This is a genomic window from Kitasatospora sp. NPDC022856 (genome assembly GCF_055561235.1).
The window spans coordinates 1-23,618 of record NZ_JBVHHE010000030.1 but is presented as its reverse complement, the minus strand read 5'-3'; the positions used below and the strand labels follow the sequence as shown (position 1 = coordinate 23,618).

Below are 23,618 nucleotides of genomic sequence, written 5' to 3'. Positions count from 1 at the left end.
GTGTCTGCCACTCCACCGGTCGGCCTTCTTCCCGTTTCGGGAAGAAGGCCATCATCGAGTGGAACCTGAACTGGCGTCGCCTGGGCGGCTGATTCGAGGAGAGCCGTCAGCGGAGTAGGTGACCGCAACGATGTTGAGTGGACCGACCCACTCCTCCATGGTCTTCAGAGCTTCCTTAGGGAGCTCCGTGGTGAAGAGCAGGGCTAGATTCTCTTGAGCGCGCGAGCACGCGACGTAGAAGAGATTTCGCGACCGCTCGAACCTCTTGCGATCCTCATCGTTGAGCAATTGACGGCGAGAGAAGTCGGCCAGCATCTTCGGAAAGTTGTACAGGGACCAGCCACCGAACACAGCCAGTACGGACGGGTATTCCTCGCCCTTGACGCCATGCTGGGTGGAGAACGGTGTCTTTTCGTCCACGTATTCGCGGAGAGCTATGATCTGGCGATACTGGACTTCTCGGAGTTTTCCGTACTCGACGATCCGCCTCGGCTCTGACCGCACCTGTCCGGGCTCCAGAACGCTCAGCGCTTCCGCCCACTTCCGTTGACGGTCGTGAACTGCCCGGGGAGGGGAGAAGTAGCTCTGCTGCAGCACGATATCCAGGACATCTCCGACCGTGCCGCTGTTGCGAGCCTCGTCGAGGCGATGGAAAAGTTCTGCCCAGCCGGTTTTATCGCGGCGATGTTTCATGCGAGGGCGAGAGCGCTTAAGAGTGTCGAATACCAGGCCGTACCGTTTATTGCGAAAATACTCGCAGGCCGGCTCCAGGGTTTCCAGTAGGAAAGCCACTACCTCGTCCTGTTTGCGGACGTAGTCGTCATTATATCGGAAAACATCATTTATATTGCCGAAGCCTAGCTCGCCAGCGATTGACGAATGGGTGAGCATAAGGGTCTTCAGTGGTTCGTTCTGGGGGGTCAGATTTCGCAGCCGGGCGTCCTCTGTGACGAGGCGAAGAGTTTCCTTCAAAGTTATGTCAGGGATCTGCCCCTTCTTCGAACGCGACTCTCTAGGGCCGGTCCAGGAATTCGTGTGATAGACCACGACAGAGCTGGTCTTGCGATCAGGGACTGGAGCTTGGGGAAGTTCGGGCCGCATGTGGTTAAGCAGGCTCACGACGGCCGGGCTGGAGCGCCAGTTCGCTCGTTTATCGATCGCAGTCACCGGAAGGTGGTCTATCGTTCCGCAGGTTCGATCGTAGATCTGCTGCCAGTGGTCCCCGAAGAATCCGTAAGTTGACCCGGTGGGCTGGGTCGCAGTATCGCCGATCATGGCTTCCGCCAAGCCGGCGGGAGTGTCCTGATATTCGTCGATGAAGATGATTGGAAACCTATCGGCAACAAGCGACCGGAATTTCTTCCGCTCAAAGAGCCTGATGGCGAGCGCTGGGACATCGTCGTGATGGAGCCGGACGACGCCGTCCCTAATACGGCGAAAGCCTAGATCATAGCTGACCGAGAAGCCGTCTATGGGGCCTTCTTCGGCCAACAATCGATCCCAACTAGGAAGGGTGCTGATCTCTTGAGCAAGTGTTTTTTGAAATCCGGAAATAATCTCCCACAGAAAGCCGTGGATCGTTCCAGCAAAGACATGGGAACTGGCGTCGGTGCGGCTTATGATCTCATCGCGGGCGACGTTGGTATAGGTGACGCATGCTACTTGTTGGCCATCTTGTGGCAAGTATTCCGAACGGTTTTCTAGGATGTGCCGAAGCGTGTCGATCAGCGAGCGGGTCTTGCCTGCACCAGCGCCGGCCTCCAACTTGAAGTTGCGGCGACTGTCCAGGGAAGCGAGAATCTGCCGCAGCGCATGCTGGCTTTCGTGGTCAGCCGTGGCACCTTCTAGGAAGGTGGAGGTCTTCATCGCACTGCCACCTGGCTTTCCGGCGGTGTTTCACTGTGTTCGGCGTTGGGCTCCGGCACGTTCGCCTCGGTCAGTGTCGGTTTCTGGCGAAGCAGCCATTCGAGACCGCGCCTGATGTAGCGTGGGGTATTCCAATTCTCCTCCATGACGGCGAAGCGGAGGGCGAAGTTGCTTTTCTTCTGCCCCTTGGCCAGGTCTCTAGCCTCCTGCTCCTGCTCCGCAACGCTCATGGTTGCGAAATCTTCCAGGTTGAAGATTCCGGGGTTGGCCAGGATGAACGCATCCTCGAATGTTCGCCCGCACGCGCCGCCGGGAATTTCCCGCACCTGGTAGGCGAGCCCGCGTCGCTCGATCACGGGCATCTCTTGAGTGGCGAACTTTTCCAGTTCGGCGAGGGTGATTTTCTCGTTGTTGAACCACTTTTTGATCCCCTCGTTTGAGGTTGTGGTTCCTTCGGTCGCGCAGCAGCTTTTGAGCTTCTTGGAGGAGTCGGGCTTTACTGCGTCGAGGTCGGTGATGACGAGCGTCGGAAGCCCCAAGAAGTCCAGGAACGGATAGAAGAGGTGAGCGTAGGCCCCGCCGACCTCCATGACGGTGACGTACTGGCTCCCCAGGCTCCCTCCCCCTACTCCGCCGGCTTGGTCGAGCCTCGCGATTGCGGCGGGAATGAAGAGGCGTTCGCTCGTTCCCTCGATCAGGATGGCCTTGTCGGCGAAGAAGAGGTCGGCTCTCGTCAAGGTCAGGTACTTGTGCAGGAACTCCTTGCTCACTCCCGGGGCATCGGCAAGGTTCAGAACCTGTGAGCTAGTGGCGCCATCTGGCTCGCTGTGCTCATCCAGTCGGAAGTATCGAACTGCGGAAAACCCCACCCTGTTGGCGATATGAGCGGAGTGAGTAGTTACGAGGAATTGCGCGTTCCAGGAATTCGACTTCTGATCCGTGGCGGGGAAGTTCTTCTTGAATACCCCGAGCTGGTTAATGAAGATCTCCTGCATCTGGGGGTGCAGGTGCGCTTCGGGTTCCTCGATGAAGATCAAGTGGATGCAGGACTGGTTGCGTTGGGCCGCGTAATCCCGATAGTAACTGAAGAGCGTAAGTAGGATTAGGAGGAGATTTCGAGACCCCAGGCCGCTGTACGACTCGGGTAGTTCGATTCCGGCTGATCCTGGATACCTGATGCTCGTGAAGTTCGCCAGAAGACGTTTTGCGTCGAGGGTTGTCCGGGTGGAGAAATTTCGGTTCCCCAGGCCGGGATATCCGAAGTCGGAGACGGTGGGTGCCATCTTGTCGTACATGTCCTGGATTTTTCCGTCCAGGTTGGAAAAGATCTCTCCCAAAGCGGCTTCCGCATCATCGGCGAAGTCCCTGAGGGGAGAGTTTTCATCTGCCTTCGATGCTCCGACGAAAAGCGATTCAAAGACCTTGCCGATCGGCTCCTTGGGTCGCTCCGTCTCGTCGTCGAGGCCGCGCTGCGCTTTCACGAAATCGACCTTGATTGCTCTGGCGACCTCGCTCATCGAAACCTGGCGGAAGTTCGTTGGATCGGCTGGGTCCACGGCCATGGCGGATCGCTCGAAGAGGTGAGGGATTCGAGGGCCTACCAGGGAGAGGAGGAGCGAATCACCCCAACCCTCTGCCAAGTCGTTTGGCCCGTCCCGAAAGAAATCTTTCATTGCGCCGGGCTTCAGTGCGTAGCGGACAGTCACAACCACTTCGGTGCAGTCCGGATCGAGGTCGACGATGAGCGAGCCGAGGGGGCCGTACTCGGTGGTCTCCTTGTCGTAGCTGATGAAGACGGTCAGCGAGATCTCCGGGAGCAGCTTTCGCGCGGCTTCCTCGTCTCCAGTGGTGAACGTCTTGTATGCCTGGGAGAACTCTGAGTACGCCTCTGTAGAGAAGTCCTCTACACGGAGCCTGATGTCGCCAGGGCGGAGGAACCTGCTCAGTACCTCCGCCAGTGACGTCTTTCCGGTGTTGTTCCGGCCCACACAGACGGTGACGTCCTTGTCGAAGGCGATGCTGACGTCCCGCAGAAGACGGAAGTTCTTGACGTCCGTCCTCGTGACCCTGGGCGGGCTCACCTGCGGTACGGACTGCGGCTGTTCGGAAGACTCTGGCTGACCTGCGCTCACGATCGCTCCTGTCAGGGCGCGCACTTGGGCCAAGACAGTAGCCTCGAAGCGGTCACCGTGTGACCGTTTGGGCTGATTTCCCAGCCCTGGCTTACTTGCAGAGCGGGCTGCTTGACACTGACGGCTGCGGCCGGTCGCTGCTTGGCTTGGGGAGCGATGCTGCAGTGACGGAGCGCCAATCGATGCTCTGAAGCTGTGCTGCTGCGAAGCGTTGGCGCAGGTCGCGAGGGGCAGATACTCGGCGTGTTGGCTGATCGGTCCGCGCGGTGGGTGGAAGGTCTGGGATACTGCGGGCATGGTGAATCGACTGGTGCACGCCCAGTCGCCGTATCTCCAGCAGCACGCCACCAATCCTGTGGACTGGTGGGAGTGGGGAGAGGAGGCGATGTCAGAAGCAGCAAGGCGGGACGTACCCATCCTCCTCTCGGTAGGGTACGCATCCTGCCATTGGTTACCGCTTCTGACGACAAATCAACTGGTGCCACGTGATGGCCCACGAATCCTTCGAGGACGAGGCGCTGGCCGCGTACGCCAACGAGCGGTTCGTCGCGGTGAAGGTCGACCGCGAGGAGCGGCCGGACGTCGACGCGGTCTACATGGAGGCGGTGCAGGCGGCCACCGGGCAGGGCGGCTGGCCGATGACGGTCTTCCTCACGCCCGACAAGGACCCGTTCTACTTCGGGACGTACTTCCCGCCGGAGCCCCGGCACGGGATGCCGTCCTTCCGGCAGGTCCTGGAGGGCGTCGACGCGGCCTGGCGGGACCGGCGCGAGGAGGTCGGCGAGGTCGCCGCCCGGATCCGGGCCGACCTGGCCGAGCGGGCCTCGGTGTACGGGGTCGGCAGCGGGGTCCACCGGCCGCCGGGGGAGGCCGAGCTGCACGAGGCGCTGGTCGCGCTCGGCCGGGACTTCGACGCCCGGCGCGGCGGCTTCGGCGGGGCGCCCAAGTTCCCGCCGGCCATGGTGATCGAGTTCCTGCTGCGCCACCACGCCCGGACCGGCTCGGCGGCCGCGCTGGAGATGGCCGTCCGGACCGCCGCGGCGATGGCCCGCGGCGGCATCCACGACCAGCTCGGCGGCGGCTTCGCCCGGTACGCGGTGGACGCCGGCTGGGTCGTCCCGCACTTCGAGAAAATGCTCTACGACAACGCGCTGCTGCTCCGCGCGTACCTGCACCTGTGGCGGGCCACCGGCTCCCCGCTCGCCCGCCGGGTGGCGCTCTCCACGGCCGACTTCCTGCTGCGTGAACTGCGCACCCCCGAAGGGGCGTTCGCCTCGGCGCTGGACGCCGACAGCCTGGACGGGAGCGGGGCCTCGGTCGAGGGGGCGTACTACGCCTGGACGCCGGGGCAGCTCGCCGAGGTGCTGGGGGAGGCGGACGGGGCCCTCGCGGCGGAGCTCTACGAGGTGACCGCGACGGGGACGTTCGAGCACGGCTCCTCGGTGCTGCAGCTGCCGGCCGACCCGCCGGACGCCGAGGCGGCCGAGCGGATCCGGGCGAGGCTCTTCGCGGCGCGGGCCGAGCGGCCGGCGCCCGCCCGGGACGACAAGGTGGTCGCCGCCTGGAACGGGCTGGCCGTCGCCGCGCTCGCCGAGACCGGCGCGCTGCTGGAGCGGCCCGACCTGGTCGAGGCCGCCGAACGCGCCGCCGACCTGCTGCTGGCGGTCCACCTCACGCCGGACGGCCGGCTGCTGCGCACCTCCCGGGACGGCCGGGCCGGTGCCCACGCGGGCGTCCTGGAGGACTACGCGGACACCGCCGAGGGCTTCCTCGCGCTGTACGCCGTCACCGGTGAGGCCGAGTGGCTGGAGCTGGCAGGCGGGCTGCTGGACACCGTGCTCAAGCACTTCGCCGACGAGGCGTCCGGCGCGCTGTACGACACCGCCGACGACGCCGAGGAGCTGATCCGGCGGCCCCAGGACCCGACGGACAACGCCACCCCGTCCGGCTGGACGGCCGCGGCCGGCGCGCTGCTGACCTACGCCGCCTACACCGGGTCGGCGCGCCACCGCACGGCCGCCGAGCGGGCGCTCGGCATCGTCGGGGCACTGGCCGGCCGGGCGCCCCGGTTCATCGGCTGGGGCCTGGCGGTGGCCGAGGCGCTGGTGGACGGCCCGCGCGAGGTGGCCGTGGTCGGATCGGCCGCGGATCCGGCGACGGCCGCGCTGCACCGGGCGGCGCTGCTGGGCACCGCGCCCGGCGCGGTGGTCGCGGTCGGCGCGCCGGACGCCGACGAGGTGCCGCTGCTGGCGGACCGGCCGCTGGTGGGCGGCGCACCCGCCGCGTACATCTGCCGGCACTTCGCCTGCGACGCACCGACCACCGACCCGGCGGTGCTGGCCGAACGACTGGGCGTCCTGGTGGAGTTGGACGACCCGGCGAGCTGAATCGAGTTGTGCCCGGCCGGGCGGCCGGGCGAGAATCGCCCATGACCTGGACCCTGGCCACGTCCCTGGACGACTTCCTCGCGCGGGCGGGCGGCTTCCTCCGCGCCCGCCCGGCCGAGAACACCGTCCTGCTCACCGTGAGCGACCGGCTGGTCGGGCGCGGGCCGCACGCCTTCGGCCCGCAGACGCCGGTCTTCGGGTGGTGGAGCCGTGAGCCGCGCGGCCCGGTCGAGGGCGCGTTCCTGCGGACCCCGCCGTTCGAGCCGCGCCTCAGCGTGATGCCGGACCGGGCGGCGGCCGAACTCGCCGTCGAACTGGCCGCGGCGGGGCCGGACTTCACCGAGGTCACGGCAGTCTCCGGTGGCGAGTCGGCGGTCCACGCGTTCGCCGCAGCCTGGCAGGCCGCGACCGGCGCCACCGCGTGCGCGCGCTCCCGTCAGCGGCTCTACCGGCTCGACGGGCTGACCGGCCCGCCGCGCCCGCCGGCCGGCCGCCCCCGGGTCTGCGCTCCGGCCGACCGCGAGCTGCTGGTGGACTGGTACGGGGCCTTCGGGGCCGAGGTCGCCATCGAACTCCCGAACGCCCGGGACACGGTGGACGACCGGATCGCCGCCGGGCTGCTCCACGTCTGGGAGGACGGCGGCGCCCCGGTCGCGATGGCCGGGAACAGCCCGGTGATCGCCGGCATGTCGCGGATCGGCCCGGTCTACACCCCGCCCGAGCGGCGCGGCCGCGGCTACGCGAGCGGCGTCACCGCGGCGGCCTCGGCGCACGCGCTCGCGCAGGGGGCGGCCGAGGTGCTGCTGTTCACCGATCTGGCCGACCCGACCAGCAACTCGATCTACCGGCAGCTCGGCTACCGCCCGGTGGAGGACTGCCTGACGGTCGGCTTCCGGGGTTGAGCGGCGGGCGTCCCCGTCCGACGGTTCGGCGTCCGGGCGTGACCGGCGGGCGGCCCGTCCACGGCGCGGGGGCGGGCTACTCCCAGTCCCACCGGACGCCGAGCAGGCAGGGCTGGAGGGCCGTCGCCACCAGGTGCACGCAGTGGTGGCCGTCGAGGGTCAACTCCTCCGTCTCGTAGGGCTTCTCGCCGGGGGAGTGGAGGGCGAAGCGGTGGCAGCGGACGGGCAGGGCGGCGGGGTGGAAGGTGACCTGAAGGACGTACTGGCCGGCGCCGGAGTTGAAGCCTCGGACGTACTCGCAGCCGGGCGTGGGTGACGGGCTGGCGTCGAAGCCGTAGCCCAGCAGGTGGGTGTCGCCGGCCCGGAGGCGGCGGTCGAGGAGGAGCTCGGCGACCAGCAGGTGATGGGTCTGGTCGCGGCGGATCCGGCCGGGGCGGCAGTTCTCCTCGGCGCGCACGCCGACCCGGGCGATGTCGCAGCCCGGGTCCCCCTGGTAGATGGCCAGGTAGCGGTCGATGCCTTCGCGGTGGGCGCGCAGCGCGTGCTGGGAGTCGCGGCGCAGCAGTTGGCGGTCGGCTCCGATCCGGATCCGCTCGATGTGGGTGATGGTGTGCAGGCCGGTGTCGCGCGGGCCGGAGAGCTCGGCGAGCAGGTCGTCGACGGCGGCGGCCGGGGAGATGAGGTCCCGGTAGGGGCGCACGGGCGGGCCGGCCTGCTCGGCGGGGGTGGCCCGGCGGGGGCCGAGCAGCCGGGTGAGGGAGTGCTCGGGGAGTTCCAGCACCTCCTCCAGGGCCCGGACCGCGCGCAGCGATTCGGGCCGGTCGGGCCGGCGGCGGCCCTGCTGCCAGTAGCTGAGGCTGGTGACCCCGATGTCGATGCCGCGCAGGGCGAGGTGCCGGCGGATCCGGTGCAGGGCGAGGCCCCGGGCGGCGATGGCGGTGCGCAGGGCCACGTGGAACGGGCCGGTGCGCAGCGCGGTGGCGAGGTCGGCCTGGTCGCTCCGCTGCATGGCGGCCTCCTCGGTGGGCGGGCAGGGCGGACACCGGCTGGTCGTGAATATTCACATGTGGAAGGCCGTTTGTCACCGGTCCGGGCCTGCCGCGCGGGCGTTTCCGGGGCGGCGTTCACACCTGGGCCGGGCCGTTCACACCGCGTTCCGCGTGCTGTGAAGGCCGTTGACCTGCTTCTGTCAACGGGGCGATGCTCGGTGGCGCGATCCGGACCGCACCCAGACGGAACCCCCACTCCTCTGTCGTGCAAGGAGAAACTCCCCCATGCCAGTTCCACGGATACGTCCGCGCCGCGCCGTCGCGGCGCTCGCGCTGGGCGTGCTCGGCCCGGCGCTCAGCGTCGCGGCGACCAGCCCCGCCTCGGCCGCGCCGGCCCCCACCGGTGCGTCCGCCCAGGTTCGTCCGGCCGCGGCGCCGGGCAGTACGGCCGATCTGGCCGGCACGTTCAAGAAGCTCAACATCACCATGCAGCAGCAACAGCAGACCAACTGGTGCTGGGCGGCGAGCGGCAACACCATCGCCACCTGGTTCGGGTACGACTACAGCCAGAACCAGTTCTGCAACGCCGCGTTCGGCCGCTCGTCCAACTCCAGCTGCCCCAACAGCCAGGCCACGCTGGGCGACGTGCAGAACGGTCTCAGCCGAATCGGCATCAACCCCGGCTCGTACGTCACCGGGTACCTGCGCTACAGCACGGTGCAGACCGAGGTGAACGCCAACCGGCCGATCGAGACCCGGATCCAGTGGAGCTCCGGCGGTGGCCACATGCACGTGGTCTACGGCTACGACACCGGCAGCAACTGGGTGTACTGGGGCGACCCGTGGCCCTCCAACACCCGCTACAACTGGGCGGACTTCACCTACTACGTGTCCAACGGCACGTTCTCCTGGACCCATTCCCTGTACCGGATCGGCGCGTGAGGGCGGCCATGACCAGCATCCGTAACGCGGCCGTCGCCGTCCTGCTCGCCGCCGGCCTCGGTCTGGCCGTCACCCCGGCCGCCCAGGCGGACACCGCCGCGGACAGCTCCGCGGGCACCCCCGCCCCGGTCACCGCCGCCGACCTCGCGCAGGCCCGGGGCGCGGTCCAGGACCCGGCCGTCCTGGACCGGTTGGGCCACTTCTTCGCCCGCAAGGGCGTCCCGCCGACCCAGCAGCTCACCATCGGCGCGGCCGAGGAGGCGCGGGCGGCGAGCGCGGCCGCGCCGAGCCTCTCGGGCGACACCGTGCCGGTCTACACCCTGGACGCCGGCTTCGTGGCCGGCGCCGCGGGCGCACCGGTCGCGACGGCCGAGTACACCGCCAGCAAGGCCGTCTCGGCGGACGGCCAGGTGGCCTCGGTCTGGACGGTCAAACAGGGCGACGGCTGGCGGGTGGTCAACATCGCCTCGGGCGGCGACGAGACCGACTACGCGGCGCGGGCGGCGGCCGGCGGTGGCGGGACGGCGTTCCGCGAACCGCAGCTCAACGCCTGGTACGTGCTGCGGGACGGCCGGGTGCTGCCGCTGGACGACGAGGCGCGGCGTTCGGTGGGCGGGTCCGGGGTGAGCCTGGCGGCCTACCAGCGGCTGGTCCACCAGCGGTACGGGGACAAGCTGCCCGGCTCGGCGTACGACCGGGCCGGCAAGGGCGGCGGCTACCAGCCGGACGCCACCGGGCAGGGGGCGGCCGCGGCGGACGGCGGCACGCTGCCGGCCGTCACGGCGGCGGCGGCCCTGGGGGCCACGACGCTGGTGGGCGCGGGCCTCGCCCTGCGGCGACGGGCGGGCGCCCGGCGCGGCTAGCGGGTCCATCGGATGGCGCGTCCATCGGCTAGCGGGTCCACCGGATGGCGGGTCCGTCGGATAGCGGGTCCGCCGGACGACGAGTCCGCCGGGCAGCGCGTCCACCGGGTGAGCGGCGGGGTCCGGCTCTGCGGCCGGGCTCCGTCGCGGCTTCGCCGGTGCGGCCCTAGAGGTCGGTGAAGCCGCGCTCCAGCACGGCGAAGGTGTGGTCGACCAGGTCGGCGATGTCCAGCTCGCCGTTGCTCTCGGCCCACCGCAGGACGGTCTCGCCGGTCGCCGCCCCCAGGGCGGCCGCGGTGACCCGCATCTCGAAGGTCGGCTCCTCGACGCCCCGGCGCCGGGTCAGGACGGCGAGGTAGAGGCGCTGCGGGTCGTTGGCGTTCTCGCGCATCCTGGCGCGCAGCGCGGGGACGTCGTGGATCAGCCGCAGGCGGGTGAGCAGCTCGTCGCGTTCGTCCTGGATCAGTTCGCGGATCAGGCCGACGATGGCTTCGCGGCAGGAGCGGAGAAACGGTTCGTCAGCGGGGCGGGCGAGCAGCGCGCTGACGATCGCCGGGTCGTACTCGTCGGTGAGGACGAGGTCCTCCTTGGTGGCGAAGTACCGGAAGAAGGTGGACTGCGAGACCTCGGCCGCGGCCGCGATCTGCTCCACGGTGGTGTTCTCGTAGCCCTGCGCGGCCATCAGCCGGTACGCCTCGCGGCGGATCGTCCGGCGGGTCCTCAGCTTCTTCCGTTCGCGCAGCGACAGCGGCGCCTCCAGCATCGCCCGGACCGAGTGGGCCGGGTCTGCCGGGGGCGCCGTGGTCGGCCGCGTTGCGCTCATACCTTCGATTATCCGTGATCGGCGGCGGGGACGGCGGTGGTCTCCGGGGCGGGACCGGCGCCGGTGCCCGGGCGCGGTTCGGCGGTCGGCATCCGCAGGGCGACCAGCACCGCCGAGAGCAGGGCGATCACCCCGGAGACGAGCAGGACGAGCGTCATCCCGTGCACGTAGGCGGCGTGGGCGGAGACGGTCAGGGCGCCGTCCCCGGAGGCGGCGGCCACCGCGTCGGCGGCGACCACCGACTGCCCGGCCCGGTGCGCGGCCTCGGCCGGGAGCGCGGCGGTGTCCAGCGCACCGCGGTAGGAGTCGGCCAGCATGCTGCCGAAGACGGCGACCCCGATCGCGCCGCCGACCTGGCGCAGCGTCTGCATCAGGCCGGAGCCGACCCCGGCCCGGGCCGGCGGCAGGGTGAGCAGGGCGGAGGCCTGGGCGGTGATCAGCGAGAGGCCCATGCCCAGGCCGAGCAGGGTGAGCCAGACGGCCGCCAGGCCGTAGCCCTCCAAGACGGAGGTGCGGCTGCCGAGCAGCAGGGCGGCGGCCAGCGAGGTGAGCCCGAGGGCGATCACCGACCGGGGGCCGATCCGGGCGACCAGCCCCTCGCTGAGCTTGGCGGCCACCATCAGCCCGACCATCATCGGCATCAGCCGCAGACCGGTGCCGAAGGCGTCCGCGCCCAGCACGCTCTGGAAGTACAGCGGCAGGACGAAGAAGGCGCCGAAGAGCACCAGGGAGACCAGCGTCGCGGCCCCCGCGGCCCAGCGGAAGGTCGGGTCCGCGAGCAGGGTGAGGTCGAGCATCGGGGCGTGCTGGTGGCGGCTGCGCAGCACCAGGACGGTGAGGGCGACCAGCGAGCCGCCGATCATGCCGATCACCAGCGGGTCGGCCCAGCCGCGTTCGGGGCCCTCGATGATTCCGTAGGTCAGTGCGGCCAGACCGCCCGCGCCGAGGACGGTGGCGAGCACGTCGATCCGGGGTGCGGCGGGGTTGCGGGTCTCCGGCAGCAGCAGGACGCAGGCGACGATGCCGATCACCGTCAGCGGGACGTTGATCACGAAGATCGCACCCCACCAGAAGTGCTGCAGCAGGAAGCCGCCGATCAGCGGGCCGAGCGGGGTCCCGGCGGCGAGCGCGGCGGAGAGGATCGCGGTGGCGCGGCGCTGCTCGCCGGCCGGGAACAGGCCGGGGATCACCGCCAGGGACATCGGCATCACCAGGGCGCCGGCCAGACCCATCGCCGCACGGGCGGCGACCAGGGTGCCGGGGCTGTCGGCGAGCATGCCGACCGCGGAGGCGAGGCCGAAGAGGGCGAGGCCGGTGGTGAGGGTGCGGCGGCGGCCGAAGCGGTCCCCGAGCAGGCCGGCCGGGAGCATCGCGGCGGCGAAGACCACCGTGTAGGAGTCGACGATCCACTGCTGCTGGCCGGTGGTGGCCCGCAGCTGGGAGGCCAGGGTCGGCAGGGCCACGTTGAGGATCGTCATGTCGAAGCTGATGACCAGGACGCTCAGCGCGACGGCGACCAGCGCCAGCCAGCGCCGCGGATCGGGGCCGGGCGGGGCGGGTACGGCGGGAGGGGTCACGGCGGCCTCCGGAGCCTTCGTGGGAGTGACTGTCAAATGAGAGTAACTTCCAAAAGAGGGCGGCCGTCAATGTCGCGCGCCACCGCGAGTAGTCGTGACCCACCGTGACGTGTCCTGGAAGTGTGCTTCCCGCACAAGGAATTGACGCAACGTTGATCTGGCGTTCGCCGCCCCGGGGCGGCTTCGGGTGACTGACGGTAGATAGGATGTGGCAATCGGTCAGTGCTGGCCGAAGCGTGCCGAGAGCGAGAAGGGGTGGGGCGGCAGGAGCCGACCACGTGCCCGGCGCAGGAAGGGGAGTCGAATGGCCGGCAGGGAGTCGAGCGCCCAGATCTGGGGTGCGGCGGTGGTGGTGGTGTCCGCGCTGGCCGTGGTCGCGGCCTACCTGATCAACGGTGCCGTCCTGGTGCTGGGGGTCGCCGGGGTCGAGGTGCTGCTGCTCATGGTGTACGTCGGCCGGCGCTGGCAGCAGCTGCACCAGCAGGCCGGGCCGCGCGAGCGCCGTCCGGCGCGCCGGCACCGCCCGGGGCGCGGCCGGCCGGACCCGGCGCACTGCGAGCGCTGCCGCCGGGCGCGCGAGGCGCTGGACGCGCGGCAGGCCGGCTCCCGTCCGTACGGGGTGCGTGAGCAGCTGATCCGCGAGCACCCCGGCCGCGAGTACCCGGTGCGCGGGTTCCCGGCGCCGGAACGTCGGACCTCGGAGCTTCCGGGTCACGCCCACTCGGCTGCCGGGCTCACGGGTCACGGCCACTCCGCCCCTGGGCTCGCGGGCCACGACCACTCGGCCGCCGAGCTTCCGGGTCACGACCGCGCGGCCCGCGAGCGCGCCGCACGGGAGCGTCCGGGGGGCGAGCGCCCGGCGTACGAGCGCCCGGGGCACGACGGCGCGGCGCACGAGCGCGGGGACCGCCGGCCGGGCCGGCCGGGTCCGGAGTGGACAGCGGAACGGGCGGCCGCCCGGTCACTGGACCGGCCGACCGCCCGTCGTGGGGCGCCGGGTTCAGCGGGTCGCGCTGTACGCCACCAGTGAGACCCCGACGTACTGCACGATGAAGGCCCCGAGGGTGAAGGCGTGGAACACCTCGTGGAAGCCGAACCAGCGCGGTGAGGGGTTGGGCCGCTTGAGCCCGTACACCACGCCGCCGACGCTGTAGAGCACCCCGCCGACGATCATCAGCACCAGCACCGCGACCCCGCCGGTGCGCAGGAAGTCCGGCAGGAAGAAGGCGGCGGCCCAGCCCAGCGCGATGTACACCGGCGTGTACAGCCAGCGCGGCGCGCCCACCCAGAACACCCGGAACGCTATCCCCGCCAGCGCACCGCCCCAGACCGCCCAGAGCAGCACCTGCTGCGCGGCGCCGTCCAGCAGCAGGATGGTGAACGGGGTGTAGGTGCCCGCGATGATCAAGAAGATGTTCGCGTGGTCGAGGCGGCGCAGCACGGCGTCGCCGCGCGGCCCCCAGGTGAAGCGGTGGTAGACCGCGCTGACCCCGAACAGCAGCCAGGCGCTGACCGAGTAGATCGCGCAGGCGATCTTGGCGGGCGTGGAGTCGGCCAGGCAGATCAGCACGATCCCGGCGGCCACCGTGGCGGGGAACATCCCGGCGTGCAGCCAGCCGCGCCAACTCGGCTTGATCTCCACGCGCTCCGTGCTCTCCAGGAGCTCAGCAGTCATGGGCAGCATGCTACCTGCCACCTACGGCTCCGTAGGTTACTGACGCGTAGGAAGTGGTCCTCATCACTACTTGGACGTTTTGGAGTGTTCGGGGGTCGGTCGGGTCGGGCCCGGGTCGGCCGAAGGAGCCGGATTACCAACAAGTAACCAGACTGAATGTAGTAAAAGATGAGTCAATTTCACCGTTGTGCCGTGTTCTGGGCTTGAGGCCGGAGCTACGCTGCAAGCACCCTCAAACCCCCGCTACGCCGTCTCCGTGCCGAGATGGCGTGAAACGGAGCGATCGTGTCGTACGAGAACCTCGCTCTCAGCGCATCCGCGCCCACCCGTCACAAGCGCCTGCTGGCCTGGGTGAGCGAGATCGCCGAGCTCACCCAGCCGGCCCGCATCGAGTGGTGTGACGGGTCCGAGGAGGAGTACCAGCGCCTCGCGGACCTGCTGGTCGCTCAGGGCACCTTCAGGAAGCTCGACGAGAAGAAGCGCCCCAACTCCTACTACGCCGCCTCGGACCCCACGGACGTGGCGCGCGTCGAGGACCGCACCTACATCTGCTCCGAGCAGGAGAAGGACGCCGGTCCGACCAACAACTGGAAGGCCCCCGCCGAGATGCGGGAGGTCTTCCAGGGCGAGAACGGTCTCTTCCGCGGCTCGATGAAGGGGCGCACGATGTACGTCGTGCCCTTCTCGATGGGCCCGGTCGGCTCCCCGCTGGCCGCGTACGGCGTCGAGATCACCGACTCCGCCTACGTCGCCGTGTCGATGCGCGTGATGACCCGCATGGGCCAGGCCGTGATCGACCAGCTGGGCGAGGACGGCGAGTTCGTCAAGGCCGTGCACACCGTCGGCGCGCCGCTCGCCGAGGGCGAGGCGGACGTCGCCTGGCCGTGCAACAGCACCAAGTACATCTCGCACTTCCCGGAGACCCGCGAGATCTGGTCCTTCGGCTCCGGCTACGGCGGCAACGCCCTGCTGGGCAAGAAGTGCTACGCGCTGCGGATCGCCTCCACGATGGCGCGTGACGAGGGCTGGCTGGCCGAGCACATGCTCGTCCTCAAGCTCACCCCGCCGACCGGCGAGGCCACGTACGTCGCGGCGGCCTTCCCCTCCGCCTGCGGCAAGACCAACCTCGCCATGCTCCAGCCCACCATCCCGGGCTGGAAGGTCGAGACGATCGGCGACGACATCGCCTGGATGCGCTTCGGCGCCGACGGCCGGCTCTACGCCATCAACCCCGAGGCCGGCTTCTTCGGCGTCGCGCCCGGCACCGGCGTCGACACCAACGCCAACGCCATCGAGACCCTCTGGGGCAACACCGTCTACACCAACGTCGCGCTGACCGACGACGGTGACGTCTGGTGGGAGGGCCTGACCGAGGAGCCCCCGGCGCACCTCACCGACTGGCGCGGCAACGACTGGACGCCGGAGTCCGGCACCCCGGCCGCCCACCCCAACGCCCGGTTCGCCGTCCCGGCCGCGCAGTGCCCGACCATCGCCCCCGAGTGGGAGGACCCGGCAGGCGTGCCGATCTCGGCGATCCTGTTCGGCGGCCGCCGCGCCACCGCCGTCCCGCTGGTGACGGAGTCCTTCGACTGGCAGCACGGCGTCTTCCTGGGCGCGAACATCGCCTCCGAGAAGACCGCCGCCGCCGAGGGCACCGTCGGCGAGCTGCGCCGCGACCCGTTCGCGATGCTGCCGTTCTGCGGCTACAACATGGGCGACTACTTCGCCCACTGGCTGAAGGTCGGCGCCCAGGCGGACGCCGCCAAGCTGCCGAAGATCTACTACGTGAACTGGTTCCGCAAGAACAGCGAGGGCTCGTTCGTCTGGCCCGGCTACGGCGAGAACAGCCGCGTGCTGAAGTGGATCGTCGAGCGCCTGCAGGGCACCGGCGAGGGCGTCGAGACCCCGATCGGCGTGCTGCCGACCGTCGAGGGCTTCGACCTGGACGGCCTGGACCTCTCCGAGGCCGACCGGGAGCTGCTGTTCACCGTGGACGCCGACATCTGGCGTCAGGAGGCCGCGCTCGTCCCGGCCCACCTGGAGCTCTTCGGCTCCCACACGCCCACCGAGCTGTGGGACGAGTACCGAGACCTGGTCGCCCGCCTCGGCTGAGCCTGAGCCTCAGCCCGGCGAGTAGTGGTGGGTGCGTGGCACGAATCGCGCACCCACCGAGCGACAGGACGGCCGGAGTTCCGCGGACGATCTTTCCCCGACCAAGGAGATCGTCCGGACCGGGACTCCGGCCGTAGCTTTTCCCGGACCGGACCGGACCGGACCGGACCGGACCGGAGCGGACCGCGACGGCCAGCCGGACCGGACTGACCGCGACGGCCTGACCGTCCGGGCCCGCTACGGCTGGGTGTAGCCGCCGAGGAAGTCGCCGATCCGGGTGACGGCGTCGGTGATCTCCTCGGCCCGGGGCAGCGTGACCAGGCGGAAGTGGTCCGGCTCGGGCCAGTTGAAGCCGGTGCCCTGGACCAGCAGGATGCGTTCGGCGCGCAGCAGGTCCAGCACCATCTGGGCGTCGTCCTTGATCTTGTAGACCTTCGGGTCCAGCCGGGGGAACGCGTACAGCGCGCCCTTCGGCTTGACGCAGCTGACCCCCGGGATCTCGTTGAGCAGCCGGTACGCGGCGTCCCGGGACTCCAGCAGCCGGCCGCCGGGCAGCACCAGGTCCTTGATCGACTGTCGGCCGCCGAGCGCCGCGGCCACCGCGTGCTGGGCCGGCATGTTGGCGCACAGGCGCATCGAGGCGAGCACGGTCAGGCCCTCGATGTAGCTGCGGGCGCGTTGCCGGTCGCCGGAGAGCACCATCCAGCCGGAGCGGAAGCCCGCCACCCGGTACGCCTTGGAGAGCCCGTTGAAGGTGACGCAGAACAGGTCGGGGGCCAGCGTGGCCAGCGGGACGTGCTCGGCGTCGTCGTAGAGGATCTTGTCGTAGATCTCGTCCGCGTAGACCACCAGCTTGTGCCGACGGGCGATCTCGACCAGGCCCTCCAGGACCTCGCGGGGGTAGACCGCGCCGGTCGGGTTGTTCGGGTTGATCACCACGATCGCCCTGGTCCGGTCGGTGACCTTGGCCTCGATGTCGGCGAGGTCCGGGTACCACTCGGACTGCTCGTCGCAGCGGTAGTGCACGGCGGTGCCGCCGGCGAGCGAGACGGAGGCCGTCCAGAGCGGGTAGTCCGGCGCCGGGACGAGCACCTCGTCGCCGTCGTCGAGCAGGGCGGTCATCGCCAGCTGGATCAGCTCGGAGACGCCGTTGCCGAGGAAGACGTCCTCGACGGTGAGGCCGTGCAGCCCGCGCTCCTCGTAGTGCATGACCACGGCCCGGCGGGCGGCGAGCAGGCCCTTGGAGTCGCCGTACCCGTGCGCGGAGGAGAGGTTGCGCAGGATGTCCTGGAGGATCTCCGGGGGCGCGTCGAAGCCGAACACGGCGGGGTTGCCGGTGTTGAGCTTCAGGATGCGGTGGCCCTGCTCCTCCAGCCGCATCGCCTCGTCGAGCACCGGGCCGCGGATGTCGTAGCAGACGTTGGCGAGCTTGCTGGACTGGATGACCTGCATGCCTGCCTACTTTAGGGGTATCCCGGGCCGGTCCGGCGCGGGTGCGGGGACACGCGCCGGACCGCCCTCAAGGGCCCCCTTCGAACGGCAGGCGGAGCTGTCAGCCGGCCTTCCAGATCAGGGGCTCGGTGTCCAGAACGCTGCCGAAGACGAGGAACTTCGGCGGGGTGTTGGTCGGAACGAGATAGACCGCACACTGCTGCTGGGTCTGGCCGTCCGCCAGGGTGCCGGGCTTCTTGCCGGAGTCGCACTGCGGGATCGACTTCAGGACGGTCGGCGCGGGCAGCACCCCGCCGGTGGCGGCGGTGTCCGACTTCACCTTGAACCGCATCATGAAGTACTCGTCGGTGAGCGGGCCACCGGTGCGGTTGGTGAACGAGACGGTCACGTAGTACGGCGTCTTGCCGTCGAGCTCGGCCGGCTTGAAGTTGTACGGCGCGACCTCGGCCGCGGTGCCCTTGACCACCGAGACCGGGGTGACGTCGGCCTTGGTCTTGCCCAGGTAGCTGCCGGTGGCGGTGGTCGCCAGCGGGTTGTCGTAGCCGATCTTCCCGCTGCCGGCGCCGCCGCCGGCGCCGCCGATCGGGTTCCCGCTGGTGGCGGCGGACGGGACGGCGTTCGGCGTGTTGCCGCCGGCGCCCGCCGTGCCGGCCGAGCCGGCCGTACCGCCGGTGCCCGCGGTGCCGGCGGAGCCGCCGGTGGCCGACGGGGCCCCGGTGGCGCCCGGCGCGGTGGTGGCGGCGGCGCTCGCGCCCGCGGCGCCCGCCGCGCCCGCGGCCGGGTCCTCGTTCTCCGGCCCGCAGGCGGTCAGCAGCAGCGCCAGCGCGGCGAGCGGGACGGCGGCGCGCAGCGCGTTCTGAGTGTTGGTCACAGTGGTTCCCCGTGGATGATGTGGTCGGTGCGGCGCCGGAATGCGGATGTGGCGCCGCGAGGTCGGACGCCGGCGAGTGCCGGGCGGTTCCCGGGGAACCGTACCGGTGCCCGGGGACAGTGACCGACGGTGGACGAGAGGGGGCGCCGTGATCGCGGCCGTGCTCGGGGCGGTGCTGGGCGGCCTGCTGGTGGCGCCCGCGCTGCGGGGCCTGGTGGTGCGTTACGCCGTGCCGGAGGGCGGGCCGTGGTGCACCCGGTGCCCGGCGTGCGAGCGGCGGTTGCGCGGTCTGCCGCCCGGCGGGCGCTGCCCGGGCTGCCGGGAGCGGCTGGGGCCGGGGGCCTGGCAGGTGGAGGCGGTGACGGTCGCGGTGGCGGCGGCCGCGCTGTCGGCGGCGCACCCGGCCGACGCGGTGCTGCTGCTCTGGGCGGCCGGCCCGGGCGTGGTGCTCGGCTTCACCGACGCCCGGGTGCGGCGGCTGCCGTACCCGCTGAGCTGGGCGCTGGCGGCCGGCCTGGCCGCGCTGCTGGTGGTGGTGGAGCTGGCGGCCGGCAGTCCGGGTGTGCTGCTGCGCTGTCTGCTGGTGGCGCTCGCCGCCGCCGCGCTGTTCGAACTGCCCGGCTGGATCGGTCTGATGGGCCCGGGGGACACCGTGCTGGCGCTCGGCCTGGGCGCGCTGCTCGGCCGGTACGGCTGGTCGGCCGCGTTCACCGGGCTCTTCGCGGCCTCGGTGCTGGCCGGGCTCTGGGCGGTGGTCCGGGCGGTGGCGGCCCTGGCGCGGCGGCGGCCGGTACGCGGGCTGGAGCTGCCGATGGGCCCGTTCCTGCTGCTCGGCACCCTGGCCGCGGTCCTGCTGCAGTAGGAGGAGGGGGGACGAGCGGGGCCCGCCGTACCGGACCGGTACGGCGGGCCCCGCCGTCGGCGCGCGAGCCCCACCCTCAAGGAGCGGCGCGCCGGGGGGAGTTACGGCATCTGGTGGACGAAAGGGCCGACCGCGTTGGAGAAGGCGTTCCCGTTGTTGGCGTCCCAGTTGGTGGACCAGGTCATCGCGCCGCGGATGGTGGGCCACTTGGCCGGCGGGACGAAGCTGCCGCAGTTCTTGCCGGTGGCCAGGCAGTCCAGTGCGTTGTTCACCACGGCCGGCGAGACGTAGCCGCCGCCGGCCGCCTTGCTGGAGGCCGGGACGCCGATGCCGACCTGGTCGGGCCGCAGGCCGCCCTGGATCTGGGTGCAGACCTGCGCGGTGATGAAGTCGATGGTGCCCTGGTTGTAGACCTTGCCGTCGCAGCCGTTCATGCCGCCCGAGTTGTAGAACTGGGTGTTGACGACGGTCAGGATGTCCTTGGTGTTCAGCGCCAGCTGGAAGTAGGCGCCGGCGGTGCTGTACATCCCGATGGTCTCCGGGGCCATCGTCAGGATGAAGTTCGAGCCGACCTTGGCCTGCAGGCTGTGCAGCGCGTTCCCGAGGTAGGTCGGGTTGACGCCGTTCTCCAGGTCGACGTCGATGCCGTCGAAGCCGTAGTCCTTGATGATCGCGTAGGCGCTGTCGGTGAACGCGGCCGCCGCGGCGGCGTCACCCACGCTGATCGCGCCGTTCTGGCCGCCGATCGAGAGGACGACCTTCTTGCCGGCCGCCTGCTTGGCCTTCAGGTCGGCGCGGAACTGCGCGTCGGTGTAGCCGCCGAGGGCCTTGGCGAGCCCCGGGTCGAGGGTGAAGCTGATCGCCCCGCCCCTGGTCGGCACGGCGTCGGCGAAGGAGACCGCGATGATGTCGTAGGCGCTCTGGACGTCGCTCAGCTTCTGGACGGTCGCGCCGTTGTCGAAGTTGTGCCAGTAGCCGGTGACCACGTGCTTCGGCAGGCCGGTGACCGGCGGGGCGGTGGTGGTCGCGGTCGCCGTGGGCGTCGGCGTGGCGGTCTGGGTCGGGGTGGCGGTCGCCGTGGGGGTGGCGGTCGCGGTCGGCGTCGCGGTGGCCGTGGGCGACGCGGTGGCGGTGGGCGTCGCGGTCGGGCTCGGCGTGGAGGTGCCGCCGGGGCCGCTCAGCGTGATGTCGTCCGCGAGGTAGGCGCTCTGGCCGTACCAGCCGTGCACGAACAGCGTGACGTTCTTGACGTTCGCGCCGGTGGTGAAGGTGGAGGAGAGCTGGTTCCAGCTGTTCTGGTTGGACCAGCTGCTCGGGTCGGTGCCGCCGGTGCCGCGCGCGCCGAGGTAGACGTAAGGGCCCTGGACCCAGGCGCTCAGGGTGTAGCTGGTGTTGGGCAGCACGCTGATGGTCTGGGTGCACTCGGCGGTGTCCGCGGCGCCCGGCGTGGCCTGCAGCGCGCCGGTGCCGGAGTGGACCGGAGTGGAGACGGTGCCCGCGGCGCCGGTACAGACCCAGCCGGCGGTCGAACCGGAGTCGAAGCCGCCGTTGGAGACCAGGTTGCCGGCGGCCGCGCTGGCGCCGCCGGCGAAGAGGGCGAGGCCGCTGCCGGCGAGGGCGAGGGCGAGGGCGGTGGCACCGGCGGCGAGGGCCGGAAGGGTGCTGCGCCGGCGCTTGTGCGCGGGCTGGTTCAGCGTACGGGCCATGGAGGTGCGCTCCTGGGGGAGGAGCGGCCGCCGCGGTGGGGGGCGCGGCGGCCGCGTGTGGGGGAGGGCTCCCGCCGGGCCGACGAGCGTGCCCGGGCCGAGGACGACCTACGGTCGGCGGTGTGGGAGCACCGGAGCGAGGAGCGTCGTGTTCGGTTCGGGAACGCCCGGGGGCGAGGAGGGAATTGCGTCCGCAGTACTGCCTCGGATGGGGCGGCGGTGGTGCGTGTTCCGCCCTGGTCACAAGCTGGACTAGACCATTGGTGGTCGTCAAGCATTGAACCGTCGGCTTACGGATTCTTTAAGGAACCGGATACCGTTCCGTATCCGGAGCCCCGGGAGCCACCGGGCGTTCGTGCGGGTGTGTTCCGGCCACTTCCGCCACGCGGCCCTCGACGTGCTCCGCACAGGACTGTGACCGGACTGCTACCTGCGGCTTTACCCACTGCCTCCGGGCCGGAGTAGGCTGCGCCGGGGGTTGTGACGTCCCCCGGTGTAATGAGTACGGAGGGGCCGAAAACCATGGGTCTGCGCGATGTCGTCGAACGCACGCCGGGTCTGCGCACCCTGCTGGACGGTATGTACGGCCTCTACGGTCGCCGGGTCGAGGTGCACCTCGCCCGGACCCCCCATCACATCGGCGTGATCCTCGACGGCAACCGCCGCTGGGCCAAGGCGACCGGCGGCTCCACCGCCTACGGCCACCAGCGCGGCGCCGACAAGATCAGCGAGTTCCTCGGCTGGTGCGACGAGACCCACGTCAAGGTCGTCACGCTCTGGATGCTCTCCACCGACAACCTCTCCCGGCCGGCCGACGAGCTCGTCCCGCTGCTCGGGATCATCGAGGACGCCGTCACCGGCCTGGCCGCCGCCCGCCGCTGGCGGGTCAACCCGGTCGGCGCGCTGGACCTGCTCCCGCAGCACACCGCGGACGTGCTCAAGCGGGCCGCCGACGAGACCGCCGGGATCGACGGGATCACCGTGAACGTCGCCGTCGGGTACGGCGGCCGGCACGAGATCGCCGACGCCGTCCGCTCGCTGCTCCAGGAGCACGCCGGGCGCGGCACCTCGATCGAGGAACTGGCCGAAATCCTCGACGTCGAGCACATCGCCGAGCACCTCTACACCAAGGGCCAGCCCGACCCGGACCTGGTCATCCGCACCTCGGGCGAGCAGCGGCTGTCCGGCTTCCTGCTCTGGCAGAGCGCGCACAGCGAGTTCTACTTCTGCGAGGCCTACTGGCCCGCCTTCCGGAAGGTCGACTTCCTCCGGGCACTGCGCGCGTACGAGGAGCGCCACCGGCGGATGGGGCTCTGACGCCCACCGGTCCCCACCCGCCCCCGCCGACCCCCCAGTAGGGCTGGAGTACCCGGCGGCGGCGCGAGGCCAAACGTTCACCGGCAATGATCCGTCAGTTCGCCGAGTGCGTGAATGCACCGCCCCTCGCCTGGGAATACTCCGAGCAGACCGGCCCCGAGGCCACCGGGGCAGCGGGGGCCGGCTTGCCGCGGATGACGCAGGGTCATCCGCTCTGGAGGCCTAGTGGTCAGTTCCAAGAGCCGCCGGACACCAGACCGGCGGACCTACGTTCTCGACACCAGCGTGCTTCTGGCGGACCCGCTCGCCATGACCCGCTTCGAGGAGCACGAGGTCGTCCTGCCGGTGGTCGTGGTCACCGAGCTGGAAGCCAAGCGGCACCACCCGGAGCTGGGCTACTTCGCCCGCCAGGCGCTGCGGCTGCTCGACGACTACCGCATCCGTTTCGGCCGGCTCGACGAGCCGATCCCGGTCGGGGAGCTCGGCGGCACCATCCGGGTCGAGCTGAACCACTCCGACCTGTCGATACTGCCGGTCGGCTACCGGTCCGCGGGCGGCGAGGCGGACAGCCGGATCCTTGCGGTGGCCCGCAACCTGCAGGCCGAGGGGTACGACGTCACCGTCGTCTCCAAGGACCTGCCGCTGCGGATCAAGGCCAGTTCGGTCGGCCTGCTCGCCGAGGAGTACCGGGCCGAGCTGGCGATCACCTCCGGGTGGACCGGCATGGCCGAGCTGCACGTCCCCGCCGACCAGGTGGACGCGCTGTTCGCGGCCGGCCACGACGCCGCGGTGGACGTCGAGGGCGCGGCCGAGCTGCCCGTCCACACCGGACTGGTGCTCGGCTCCGAGCGCGGCCGGGCGCTGGGCCGGGTCACCGGCGACGGCCGGGTGCGGCTGGTGCGCGGCGAGCGCGAGGCCTTCGGGCTGCGCGGGCGCAGTGCCGAGCAGCGGGTGGCGCTGGACCTGCTGCTCGATCCGGAGGTGGGCATCGTCTCGATGGGCGGGCGGGCCGGTACCGGCAAGTCGGCGCTGGCGCTGTGCGCGGGGCTGGAGGCGGTGCTGGAGCGGGGGCAGCACCGCAAGGTGATGGTGTTCCGGCCGCTGTACGCGGTCGGCGGCCAGGAGCTCGGCTACCTGCCCGG

At 70.6% G+C, this 23,618-nt stretch carries 17 protein-coding genes and 1 pseudogene; 9 read left to right on the top strand and 9 right to left on the bottom strand.

Annotated features, from left to right (window positions below; translation table 11 throughout):
* Positions 1 to 51 precede the first annotated feature (51 nt).
* Positions 52 to 1,866 (bottom strand): UvrD-helicase domain-containing protein, encoded by a 1,815-nt coding sequence (locus ACZ34W_RS29645; RefSeq protein ID WP_465608456.1) that lies wholly within the window; start codon positions 1,864 to 1,866, stop codon positions 52 to 54.
* Positions 1,863 to 3,998, bottom strand: a complete 2,136-nt coding sequence (locus ACZ34W_RS29640) for an ATP-dependent nuclease (RefSeq protein ID WP_465608454.1) — start codon at positions 3,996 to 3,998, stop codon at positions 1,863 to 1,865. Before ACZ34W_RS29640 ends, ACZ34W_RS29645 begins: the two co-directional genes overlap by 4 nt.
* 295 nt (positions 3,999 to 4,293) lie before the next feature.
* Here ACZ34W_RS29640 and ACZ34W_RS29635 point away from each other — a divergent pair.
* Both ACZ34W_RS29635 and ACZ34W_RS29630 read left to right on the top strand, forming a co-directional pair.
* Positions 4,294 to 6,385 (top strand): annotated as a pseudogene (locus ACZ34W_RS29635) (thioredoxin domain-containing protein).
* A gap of 41 nt (positions 6,386 to 6,426) precedes the next feature.
* Positions 6,427 to 7,287: a GNAT family N-acetyltransferase gene (locus ACZ34W_RS29630; RefSeq protein WP_465608452.1), complete on the top strand. Its 861-nt coding sequence runs from the start codon at positions 6,427 to 6,429 to the stop codon at positions 7,285 to 7,287.
* A 76-nt stretch (positions 7,288 to 7,363) separates the two neighbouring features.
* Here ACZ34W_RS29630 and ACZ34W_RS29625 read toward each other — a convergent pair whose 3' ends face one another.
* A complete protein-coding gene (locus ACZ34W_RS29625) occupies positions 7,364 to 8,296 on the bottom strand; it encodes a hypothetical protein (RefSeq protein ID WP_465608450.1) in 933 nt (310 codons plus the stop codon).
* Between the two features lie 265 nt (positions 8,297 to 8,561).
* Between ACZ34W_RS29625 and ACZ34W_RS29620 the strand changes: the two genes are divergently transcribed.
* A complete protein-coding gene (locus ACZ34W_RS29620) occupies positions 8,562 to 9,218 on the top strand; it encodes a papain-like cysteine protease family protein (RefSeq protein ID WP_329489387.1) in 657 nt (218 codons plus the stop codon).
* Between the two features lie 8 nt (positions 9,219 to 9,226).
* Complete coding sequence (locus ACZ34W_RS29615; RefSeq protein WP_465608448.1) at positions 9,227 to 10,081, top strand: hypothetical protein; 855 nt, start codon at positions 9,227 to 9,229, stop codon at positions 10,079 to 10,081.
* A gap of 166 nt (positions 10,082 to 10,247) precedes the next feature.
* Here ACZ34W_RS29615 and ACZ34W_RS29610 read toward each other — a convergent pair whose 3' ends face one another.
* Together ACZ34W_RS29610 and ACZ34W_RS29605 are read right to left on the bottom strand one after the other, a co-directional pair.
* Entirely contained in the window at positions 10,248 to 10,904 is a 657-nt protein-coding gene (locus ACZ34W_RS29610; RefSeq protein ID WP_329489389.1) for a TetR family transcriptional regulator, read from the bottom strand.
* An 8-nt stretch (positions 10,905 to 10,912) separates the two neighbouring features.
* Positions 10,913 to 12,481, bottom strand: coding sequence for an MFS transporter (locus tag ACZ34W_RS29605; RefSeq protein WP_465608445.1), 1,569 nt, complete (start codon positions 12,479 to 12,481; stop codon positions 10,913 to 10,915).
* 304 nt (positions 12,482 to 12,785) lie between these two features.
* On the opposite strand from ACZ34W_RS29605, the gene ACZ34W_RS29600 reads away from it, so the two are divergent.
* A complete protein-coding gene (locus ACZ34W_RS29600) occupies positions 12,786 to 13,511 on the top strand; it encodes a hypothetical protein (protein WP_465608443.1) in 726 nt (241 codons plus the stop codon).
* Here ACZ34W_RS29600 and trhA read toward each other — a convergent pair.
* Positions 13,482 to 14,165 (bottom strand): PAQR family membrane homeostasis protein TrhA, encoded by a 684-nt coding sequence (trhA, locus tag ACZ34W_RS29595; RefSeq protein ID WP_352289949.1) that lies wholly within the window; start codon positions 14,163 to 14,165, stop codon positions 13,482 to 13,484. The two genes, ACZ34W_RS29600 and trhA, sit on opposite strands and share 30 nt — an antisense overlap.
* A 276-nt stretch (positions 14,166 to 14,441) precedes the next feature.
* On the opposite strand from trhA, the gene ACZ34W_RS29590 reads away from it, so the two are divergent.
* Positions 14,442 to 16,268: a phosphoenolpyruvate carboxykinase (GTP) gene (locus tag ACZ34W_RS29590; protein WP_329489393.1), complete on the top strand. Its 1,827-nt coding sequence runs from the start codon at positions 14,442 to 14,444 to the stop codon at positions 16,266 to 16,268.
* Between the two features lie 237 nt (positions 16,269 to 16,505).
* Here the strand turns inward: ACZ34W_RS29590 and ACZ34W_RS29585 are convergent, their stop codons facing one another.
* Positions 16,506 to 17,720 carry a pyridoxal phosphate-dependent aminotransferase gene (locus ACZ34W_RS29585; protein WP_329489394.1) on the bottom strand — a complete coding sequence of 405 codons (1,215 nt, stop codon included), beginning with the start codon at positions 17,718 to 17,720 and terminating at the stop codon, positions 16,506 to 16,508.
* Positions 17,721 to 17,820: 100 nt separating this feature from the next.
* Entirely contained in the window at positions 17,821 to 18,591 is a 771-nt protein-coding gene (locus tag ACZ34W_RS29580) for a hypothetical protein (RefSeq protein ID WP_329489395.1), read from the bottom strand.
* A 148-nt stretch (positions 18,592 to 18,739) separates the two neighbouring features.
* Here ACZ34W_RS29580 and ACZ34W_RS29575 point away from each other — a divergent pair, with 148 nt between their 5' ends.
* Positions 18,740 to 19,453, top strand: coding sequence for a prepilin peptidase (locus ACZ34W_RS29575; protein WP_359836770.1), 714 nt, complete (start codon positions 18,740 to 18,742; stop codon positions 19,451 to 19,453).
* Positions 19,454 to 19,554: 101 nt separating this feature from the next.
* Here ACZ34W_RS29575 and ACZ34W_RS29570 read toward each other — a convergent pair whose 3' ends face one another.
* Complete coding sequence (locus tag ACZ34W_RS29570; protein WP_465608439.1) at positions 19,555 to 21,159, bottom strand: chitinase; 1,605 nt, start codon at positions 21,157 to 21,159, stop codon at positions 19,555 to 19,557.
* 522 nt (positions 21,160 to 21,681) lie between these two features.
* On the opposite strand from ACZ34W_RS29570, the gene ACZ34W_RS29565 reads away from it, so the two are divergent.
* Together ACZ34W_RS29565 and ACZ34W_RS29560 are read left to right on the top strand one after the other, a co-directional pair.
* Positions 21,682 to 22,476: an isoprenyl transferase gene (locus ACZ34W_RS29565; RefSeq protein WP_329489398.1), complete on the top strand. Its 795-nt coding sequence runs from the start codon at positions 21,682 to 21,684 to the stop codon at positions 22,474 to 22,476.
* Between the two features lie 225 nt (positions 22,477 to 22,701).
* On the top strand, positions 22,702 to 23,618 hold a 917-nt coding region (locus ACZ34W_RS29560; protein ID WP_465608436.1), incomplete at its 3' end, for a PhoH family protein.

Coding starts and splice junctions, on each gene's coding strand:
- ACZ34W_RS29645 (WP_465608456.1), bottom strand. CDS start 1,866: ATGAAGACCTCCACCTTCCTAGAAGGTGCCACGGCTGACCACGAAAGC.
- ACZ34W_RS29630 (WP_465608452.1), top strand. CDS start 6,427: ATGACCTGGACCCTGGCCACGTCCCTGGACGACTTCCTCGCGCGGGCG.
- ACZ34W_RS29625 (WP_465608450.1), bottom strand. CDS start 8,296: ATGCAGCGGAGCGACCAGGCCGACCTCGCCACCGCGCTGCGCACCGGC.
- ACZ34W_RS29620 (WP_329489387.1), top strand. CDS start 8,562: ATGCCAGTTCCACGGATACGTCCGCGCCGCGCCGTCGCGGCGCTCGCG.
- ACZ34W_RS29615 (WP_465608448.1), top strand. CDS start 9,227: ATGACCAGCATCCGTAACGCGGCCGTCGCCGTCCTGCTCGCCGCCGGC.
- ACZ34W_RS29610 (WP_329489389.1), bottom strand. CDS start 10,904: ATGAGCGCAACGCGGCCGACCACGGCGCCCCCGGCAGACCCGGCCCAC.
- ACZ34W_RS29600 (WP_465608443.1), top strand. CDS start 12,786: ATGGCCGGCAGGGAGTCGAGCGCCCAGATCTGGGGTGCGGCGGTGGTG.
- trhA (WP_352289949.1), bottom strand. CDS start 14,165: ATGCTGCCCATGACTGCTGAGCTCCTGGAGAGCACGGAGCGCGTGGAG.
- ACZ34W_RS29585 (WP_329489394.1), bottom strand. CDS start 17,720: ATGCAGGTCATCCAGTCCAGCAAGCTCGCCAACGTCTGCTACGACATC.
- ACZ34W_RS29570 (WP_465608439.1), bottom strand. CDS start 21,159: ATGGCCCGTACGCTGAACCAGCCCGCGCACAAGCGCCGGCGCAGCACC.
- ACZ34W_RS29565 (WP_329489398.1), top strand. CDS start 21,682: ATGGGTCTGCGCGATGTCGTCGAACGCACGCCGGGTCTGCGCACCCTG.